Here is a 7521-nt window from a genome sequence, read left to right as displayed (position 1 = left end):
TTTGAGCTTGAATGTACTTTTTGACCGCTTTCAATGGTGCGCCCCCTACAGTGGCAACGAAATAGGAGTTTGTCCACAGTGTCGGAATTCGACTTTTGAGCCACGAGAATTCTTGCCTGAGGTATCGAGAAGAACGCCCTTACAGGAGTAAACGATGTTGCTGTTAGACTTAAACTTCCTGTCCATGGCAATCATCATACAACATGGCTGCCATATAATGATTCGCTGTCGCTCAATTGTTTATTTGAGGGGGTGAAACTTATCCCCGTGCATAGTAATGACAGGGGCTTGCGTTCCACCCCCTCAAACTCCCCCTATTTTTCGGTCAGTTCCCGATCGCGCTACCGCCTTGTTGATGAATCGCTTCTTATCCAATCTGCGTCAGGGTATCGGGCGACGTGTAGCATTAAAAGAGGCTCAAGATTATATTCGCACCATTACGGTTAAACAGTTACAGCAATCTAAATTCGGTCGTAGCATCTTAGCCGAATTAGAGAACGCATTACCCCAGACTCGACAATTGAGTGAAACCGATCAACCCCTTGCCCATCCTTACTTCTGGGGCGCTTGGATCTGTCAAGGAGAGACAAAAGCCGTACAATTGAACAGATTATAGAATTTTATGAAAATTGCTACCTGGAATGTCAACTCAATTCGTACCCGCCAAGATCATGTCTGTCAGTGGTTAACCGCAAATCCTGTGGATGTGCTGTGTTTGCAAGAAACCAAGGTAGTGGATGAGCAATTTCCGCGATCGCCTTTTGAAGACTTAGGCTATCATCTCTATGTGTCGGGGCAAAAAGCCTATAACGGGGTAGCACTGTTTAGCCGTAAACCTTTAGAAGCGGTGACTGTGGGGTTTACAGGCGTGTTGACGCCGGAAGAGGTGGGAGAATTGGACGGGCAAAAGCGGGTGATTACCGGGATTCTGGATGGCGTCCGGATTATTAATCTCTATGTTCCCAATGGTGCTGAGGTGGGAAGTGAGAAGTACGAGTATAAACTAAGCTGGTTAAAGCTGTTAAAAGAGTATGTGCGATCGCTCTTAGAGACTCAACCTCATCAACTCTGTATCTGTGGGGATTTTAACATTGCTCCCGATGACCGAGATATTCATAATCCCAAGAATAAAGACAAGCATATCATGGCATCGCCAGCAGAACGCCAAGCCTTAGAGGAAGTGTTAGCGCTAGGCTTAGGAGATGCGTTTCGCAAGTTTACTCAAGACGGGGGTCATTTTAGTTGGTGGGATTATCGCCGTGGTGGGTTTAGCCGCAATCGAGGGTGGCGAATTGACCATCATTATCTGACGCCGAAGCTCTATGAAGCCGCAACCCGTTGTAGGATTGATGTAGAACCCAGAAAACTGGAGAAACCGAGCGATCATGCACCAGTGATTGTTGAATTTGAGAGTTAATACCAAGTTGCGTTCTATCATGTCATTGGAGAGCGAAGCGAAGAATCTGGACAGATGCGCGAGCGTCATTCCGTTTCACTGCATTCTGCTCAGCATGACAGATTCTACCTTAGACTGCAACTTGGTATAAGATCGATAGCACTGACTTAAAGCTGGGTTTGTAGTAGGCACGAAGCGTGCCAGAAGCGAAGACAGCGCTGACTACAAACTCTAAAGTCAGTGCCATTCGAGTTAAGATAATTTTGTGCGATCGCGGGTGATGAATGGCAAACATAGAAAATCTGTAAAAGCGACATTTGGTAATAAAAAATCTGTAGAGGCGACCCGCTTGCTCTTAGTGTTAACTTAAAGACAAAAGTAAGGATTCTCTTACTCCCCTCTCCCGTGCAAAAAAAAGCGAAGCATCCTCTGTCATCCCCCCTCTTGTAGGGGGGAACGAGGGGGGTCGGGAGAGGGGCTGGGGGTGAGGGGTCGCCCTGTATATTAACGCAGAGAATGAGGAGGTTTTTATGTATTTAGTAACAGGTGCTACGGGAGGATTAGGACGCCGGATTGTCCGGGTGTTACGGGAACAGGAATTACCCGTGCGGGCATTTGTTCGATTATCGTCAAATTACAAGGAATTAGAAAACCGAGGCGCGGAGGTTTTTATTGGCGATTTGAGCGATGATAGAGACATCGAAAAAGCCTGTCAGGGAGTTGATTATATTATTAGCGCTCACGGGTCTGGAGGCAATGCTCAAGCCATCGATTATCGCGCCAATCGAGAACTGATTGATCAGGCAAAAGTGCTGGGAATTAAGCAGTTTGTTTATATTTCAGTATTAGGTGCAGAACGAGAGTATGAAAATGCCCCCGTGTTTAAAGCGAAGCGAGCGACGGAAAAGTATTTACAAGGGAGTGATATTACCTATACGATTCTTCGCCCCTCTGGTTTTGCCTCCAATCTTTTACCATTAGCGGAGCGATTTCGTGAAACTGGGGTTTATCTGCTCAACGGGAATCCCAAACATCGCTCCTCTATTGTGAGTACCGATGATTTAGCAAAAATTGCCGTTGATTCGATTAGCATTGAAGCCGCACACAATCAAATTTTTCCGGTAGGAGGACCCGATATTCTCAAACGGGAAGATATCCCTCAGATTTTTGGTCGTGTGTTTAATCGGGAACCGATTATTATCAATCCGCCCTTATTTGTCTTTGATGGGGTAAAAACGGCATTAGAGTTAGTTAATCCCAAAGTTCGCAATGGGTTAAATACGCTGCGAACCTTACTCACGAATGAATTTTTCTGTACGCCGGAACAAATTGCCGAGATTGAGTCTATCTACAATTTGAATATGGAATCTCTAGAACATTTTATTAAGCGGTATTTAGTGACATAATCTCGTTCGTAGTAAGAGCTTTAGCCTGTTCGTAGTAAGGGAACCTTAGCCCTAGATTTTGTTAAGCTTGATGCAGGGCGACCCGATAGAATTAAGGGTTAGGTGTTGTTAATTGTATGCGGCGGGTCGCCCCTACAGATCAATTGGTCTGGGTGGGTTCGGGTACTGAATTTGATATAATTAACCATTCAAAGGCTAGGGTATCATAATGAAAATTAATTTAGAAAACTGGTCAAATCGGCTTTTATTCGTGCTTATATCCACAGATTTGCTTTTTATTGCTTTGCATATTATTTATAAGACGACTGAATTGATTTCGGATTCATCTTTCTCCCTTTCAAGGGATAGGGGATACCCTGAGGTATTTCAATATGTAAAAGCATACTGGATTGCGCTTTTATTTTTGATTTTAGCTATAAAAAAACAGACCTTTCTCTATCTGGCTTGGTCTCTATTATTTGTTTACCTGTTACTCGATGATTCTATGGAAATCCATGAAACCGGAGGAGATTCTATTAGTAAGTAGCTAGCTTTTCCCAGCCTATTTAACTTACGACCAGAAGATTTAGGTGAATTGGTAATATCAATTTTAGCCAGTTTATTTTTTCTGTTTTTAATCGCGATTGCCTATCGATTCAGTGATTCTATTGCTAGGCAAGCATCAAGGTATATGATTGGTATGCTGTTCATGCTGGCGTTCTTTGGAATTATCATAGATATGTTGCATATTATGAGCCGATCATTATCTATAGAAATTGTAGAGGACTTTATCGGTATGGTGGAAGATGGTGGCGAACATCTGGTTATGAGTGTCATGGCTTGGTTTGTATTTTTACTGTTCGAGACTTCACCATCAGGGAACCAAATGTTTAAAGATTATTTGTCCAAAAAGTCTTCAAGAATGGAAAACAAACGCCCGTGATATCTTGGTGATGAGTATCTAAACGAAAGCCATATCAACCCTCAATCCGATCCGCGATCGCACGTCCAATTTCCAGGGAAGCGGTAGCCGCTGGAGAGGGCGCATTACAGACATGTAGGGTTTTATGTCCTTCGACAATCAGAAAATCATCCACTAATTGACCATTCTCCATCAAGGCTTGGGCGCGAACGCCTGCATGAGTAGGGATTAAATCATCGGCTTGAATCTCCGGAATTAACCGTTGTAAACTGCGAACAAATGCAGCTTTACTAAAGGAACGAATAATTTCATCCACGCCAATTTTCCAATAACTTTGTGCCAATTTCCAACACCCTGGAAATGTAATAATTTCCACAAAATCTTCCCAGTCAAAATCGGTCTTTTTATACCCTTCCCGCTTAAAACTTAGCACTGCATTTGGACCCGCATGAATACCGCCATCAATCATGCGGGTAAAATGTACGCCTAAGAAGGGAAAATTAGGATTCGGAACCGGATAAATTAGATGTTTCACCAGATATCGCTTTTCCGGCTTCAATTCGTAATATTCCCCCCGAAATGGTACAATCTTAGCTGGTGGCTGCATTTGACCCAATTTCACCACGCGATCGCTCTGCAATCCAGCACAGTTAATCGCCATCCCCGTTTCAAATTCTCCTTGATTGGTTTCAACGACTAAACCGTCAGATGTTTCCCGCAGATTTTGCACCGTGGTATTTAATCGCAGTTCTCCCCCTTGGGCGGTAATTAATTCCACATATTTTTCACACACTTGCCGATAATCCACAATCCCCGTCGCCGCCACCCGAATTCCACCAACAGAACGGACATGAGGTTCAATTTCAGAGACTTCTTCTGGACTAATTCGAGTCACTGTTAACCCATTTTCTAATCCCCGTTGATAGAGATTATCCAGCAACGGCAATTCCTCCGCTTCTGTCGCTACAATCACTTTGCCACAAACATCATGAGGAATCCCATGTTCCTGACAAAATCTGACCATAGACAGATTCCCTTCACGGGCAAACTTTGATTTAAAACTGCCTGGTTTATAATAAATCCCCGAATGAATGACCCCGCTATTATTGCCTGTCTGATGATATGCCCAACGGTTCTCTTTTTCCAAGACTAAAATCTTACAGTCAGGGTAGCGTTGTCCGATGGCTAACGCTGTAGACAAGCCAACTATTCCGCCACCGATAATTGTAAAATTATATTGTGTCATTGGTCATTTGTCATTGGTCATTTGTCATTTGTCATTGGTCATTGGTCAAAACACTGATTTCACGGATTTATTGGAGAGATAGGGGTAGGGAGGTGAGAGCTTATTGACACTGATTACACAGACAAGGAAAGTTCTCTCATCTCCCCCATCTTCCCCATCTCCCCCATCTCCCCCATCTCCCCCATCTCCCCCATCTCCCCCATCTTCCCCATCTTCCCATCTACATTTGCGGTGCGATCGCGTACTCAACTAACTGGGCTATTTTTTGCCGCAGAGTTTCTAGTCCTAACCGTTTGCTAGCTGAAACAAATACCCCTTGGGGAAATTCTTCTTGGGCTAAGGTTAGGGTATCACTGTCTACTTCGTCAATCTTGTTAAACACCACTAGAATCGGTCCGGGTGTCACGGGCATGTCTGCCAAAATGGACATGACTGAACGAATATGATTTTGCCATGCGGGATGGGATAAATCCACCAGATGGATTAACGCATCGGCTTCTGTCACCTCTTCTAGGGTGGCGCGGAAGGAATCGACGAGGGGGGGTGGTAATTCGTGAATGAATCCCACGGTGTCGGTTAGCAACACTGTAATCGATTCCCCAGTCTCCGCATAAGTAATCGGTAAACGTCGGGTAGTGGGGTCAAGGGTGGCAAACAATTGATCAGCGGTGTAAACTTCGGCATTCGTTAATGTATTTAACAACGTCGATTTGCCCGCATTTGTATAACCCACAACAGAAATCGTTGGCACATCTTGTTTTTGGCGTCGTTGTCGCATCCGCGATCGGTGTGCCTGCAACTGGTTCACCTCTTGTTGCAATCGGGCAATCCGGCGCTGAATTGCACGGCGTTCGGTTTCCAGTTTGGTTTCCCCTGGTCCACGAGTGCCAATTCCACCGCCTAATCGGGACATGGCTTGACCTCGACCCGTGAGGCGCGGCAGCATGTATTCTAATTGGGCTAATTCGACTTGTAATTTCCCGGCACGGGATTGGGCGCGTTGGGCGAATATATCGAGGATGACTTCCGTGCGATCAACGACTCGTACCCCAGTTTGGGCTTCTAAGTTGCGGATTTGGGCGGGGGATAAGTCGCGGTCAAATACGACCAGATTCGCCCCTAATGTCTGCACCGTCAGGGCAATTTCCTGCACTTTTCCCGCGCCGACAACGGTTTGGGGATGGGGTTGCGATCGCCTTTGTCGCAGCGTCTGTAATACTTCCCCTCCGGCGGTTTGCACCAGTCGGGCAATTTCGGCTAACCCGTTTTCAAACTGCCCCTTACTCATATTCCCTGTCATTAACCCGACAATCAACACCCGATCTTGATCAACATCGACGTGTTGGGCGATAAATTCACGACGGAATTCGGCTTCAAGTCCTTCGACTAAATCAAAGAAATCTTGTTTTGTCAATACATCCAGACTTAATGCTGGGGACATAAGCCAATTGGGTTGACCATCGTTGTCTTGTCTGGATGACTGAGTAACGGGAATCAGGTGGGCTAAATAGGTTTCGTTCACATATCCGGTTGCGCCTCCCCCCCGCCGTTCAAATCCTGACTCACTCACAGTTAGCAGAACTAACGCATCTAAGCGCTGAATCGCCATGGCGGTTAAGTCCGGGTTACGCGGGGTATGGGATTTGAGTTGAGTCGCAATACAGCGAATCCCACACAATCGTTCTGCACCATAGCGGGGTAACTCCAATGGGGGGATTTTGGTTTGCGTTGGTGTTCCCACTCCCACTCGAATCACCTGTCCTCGACGATTCAGGTAAGTACACAAGGGCTGTTTGAGATCAGCGCTAATCGCGGCTAACCGTTGGGCAAATTCCGGCGTCGTCAAGCGATCGCCCGGTAAGCGCTGGTGATAGAGGCGTTGCAGTTGTTTAAGCTGGCTAGGCTTTAAGCCGACAAGATTGCCATAGATCGTTTCGATAGGCGACTCCCAGTAAACTGGCTCCTGACTCTACTTTTGTTTATTTTAGATCCTCCCCGGTGTCAACGCACGAGGATTCCTTACCAGCCAATCCAAATGTAGGGGCGGGTTTAGGAACTCAAGTAACGGGGAAATTACACCATTTCATCCAAAACCCGCCCTGCCAAAATTTTGAACCCAACCAATAACCTCAATCCAAAACTCACGCCGCACGGTTAAGCAGACGGCGGGTTTTGTTGTCTTGTTTAAGATTCAGCCAAATTAACGAATTTCTTTACCCGGCAGTAAATGTATCCTAGAATTGACCTAACCTTAGTGCGTAGTGCTATATCTACCAGCCAATCCAAATGTAGGGGCGGGTTTAGGAACTCACGTAACGGGGAAATCACTACATTTCATTCAAAACCCGCCCTGCCAAAATTTTGAACCCAACCAATAACTTCGTGCCTACTACGAACCCATTGTTTTTGTAGTATTCTGGTGGCATTATTGCACAAGAGGAGGGCGGGTTTTGTTTTTCCGTTGGTGGTGAGGAGGGCGGGTTTTGTTTTTCCGTTGGTGGTGAGGAGGGCGGGTTTTGTTTTTCCGTTGGTGGTGAGGAGGGCGGGTTTTGTTTTTCCGTTGGTGGTGAGG

8 protein-coding genes and 2 pseudogenes are annotated in these 7521 nt (G+C 45.8%); 5 read left to right on the top strand and 5 right to left on the bottom strand.

Features of this window, described 5'->3' with window-relative positions; genetic code table 11:
* A pseudogene (locus tag RIB93_RS04245) lies at positions 1–139 on the bottom strand (IS200/IS605 family transposase); the annotation flags it as partial.
* 138 nt (positions 140–277) lie between these two features.
* Between RIB93_RS04245 and RIB93_RS04240 the strand changes: the two are divergent.
* The 5 genes from RIB93_RS04240 (at position 278) to RIB93_RS04220 (ending at position 3724) form a co-directional block, all read left to right on the top strand.
* On the top strand, positions 278–616 hold the full coding sequence (locus RIB93_RS04240; RefSeq protein WP_446370591.1) for a CHAT domain-containing protein: 339 nt from the start codon (positions 278–280) through the stop codon (positions 614–616).
* Positions 617–622: 6 nt separating this feature from the next.
* Positions 623–1417, top strand: coding sequence for an exodeoxyribonuclease III (xth, locus tag RIB93_RS04235; protein ID WP_446370589.1), 795 nt, complete (start codon positions 623–625; stop codon positions 1415–1417).
* Between the two features lie 509 nt (positions 1418–1926).
* Positions 1927–2802 (top strand): SDR family oxidoreductase, encoded by an 876-nt coding sequence (locus RIB93_RS04230; protein ID WP_446370587.1) that lies wholly within the window; start codon positions 1927–1929, stop codon positions 2800–2802.
* A 208-nt stretch (positions 2803–3010) separates the two neighbouring features.
* Positions 3011–3328, top strand: a complete 318-nt coding sequence (locus RIB93_RS04225) for a hypothetical protein (protein ID WP_446370585.1) — start codon at positions 3011–3013, stop codon at positions 3326–3328.
* Positions 3329–3376: 48 nt separating this feature from the next.
* Positions 3377–3724: a hypothetical protein gene (locus tag RIB93_RS04220; RefSeq protein ID WP_446370583.1), complete on the top strand. Its 348-nt coding sequence runs from the start codon at positions 3377–3379 to the stop codon at positions 3722–3724.
* Positions 3725–3758: 34 nt separating this feature from the next.
* Here the strand turns inward: RIB93_RS04220 and lhgO are convergent, their stop codons facing one another.
* The 4 genes and pseudogenes from lhgO to RIB93_RS04200 all read right to left on the bottom strand — a co-directional run.
* A complete protein-coding gene (gene lhgO, locus RIB93_RS04215; protein WP_446370581.1) occupies positions 3759–4949 on the bottom strand; it encodes an L-2-hydroxyglutarate oxidase in 1191 nt (396 codons plus the stop codon).
* A gap of 45 nt (positions 4950–4994) precedes the next feature.
* Positions 4995–5198, bottom strand: coding sequence for a hypothetical protein (locus tag RIB93_RS04210; RefSeq protein ID WP_446370579.1), 204 nt, complete (start codon positions 5196–5198; stop codon positions 4995–4997).
* Positions 5170–6888: a GTPase HflX gene (gene hflX / locus RIB93_RS04205; protein WP_446370593.1), complete on the bottom strand. Its 1719-nt coding sequence runs from the start codon at positions 6886–6888 to the stop codon at positions 5170–5172. Before hflX ends, RIB93_RS04210 begins: the two co-directional genes overlap by 29 nt.
* A gap of 388 nt (positions 6889–7276) precedes the next feature.
* Positions 7277–7521 (bottom strand): annotated as a pseudogene (locus RIB93_RS04200) (hypothetical protein); the annotation flags it as partial.

Origin of the sequence: Coleofasciculus sp. D1-CHI-01 (assembly GCF_040218875.1) — a bacterium.
Lineage (GTDB): Bacteria > Cyanobacteriota > Cyanobacteriia > Cyanobacteriales > Coleofasciculaceae > Coleofasciculus.
The sequence above is the reverse complement of the archived record's forward strand: the minus strand, read 5'-3'. Positions and strand labels throughout refer to the sequence as shown.

Excerpts from the sequence above, each read along its gene's own strand:
- RIB93_RS04240 (WP_446370591.1), top strand. The coding sequence starts at position 278 with ATGACAGGGGCTTGCGTTCCACCCCCTCAAACTCCCCCTATTTTTCGG.
- xth (WP_446370589.1), top strand. The coding sequence starts at position 623 with ATGAAAATTGCTACCTGGAATGTCAACTCAATTCGTACCCGCCAAGAT.
- RIB93_RS04230 (WP_446370587.1), top strand. The coding sequence starts at position 1,927 with ATGTATTTAGTAACAGGTGCTACGGGAGGATTAGGACGCCGGATTGTC.
- RIB93_RS04225 (WP_446370585.1), top strand. The coding sequence starts at position 3,011 with ATGAAAATTAATTTAGAAAACTGGTCAAATCGGCTTTTATTCGTGCTT.
- lhgO (WP_446370581.1), bottom strand. The coding sequence starts at position 4,949 with ATGACACAATATAATTTTACAATTATCGGTGGCGGAATAGTTGGCTTG.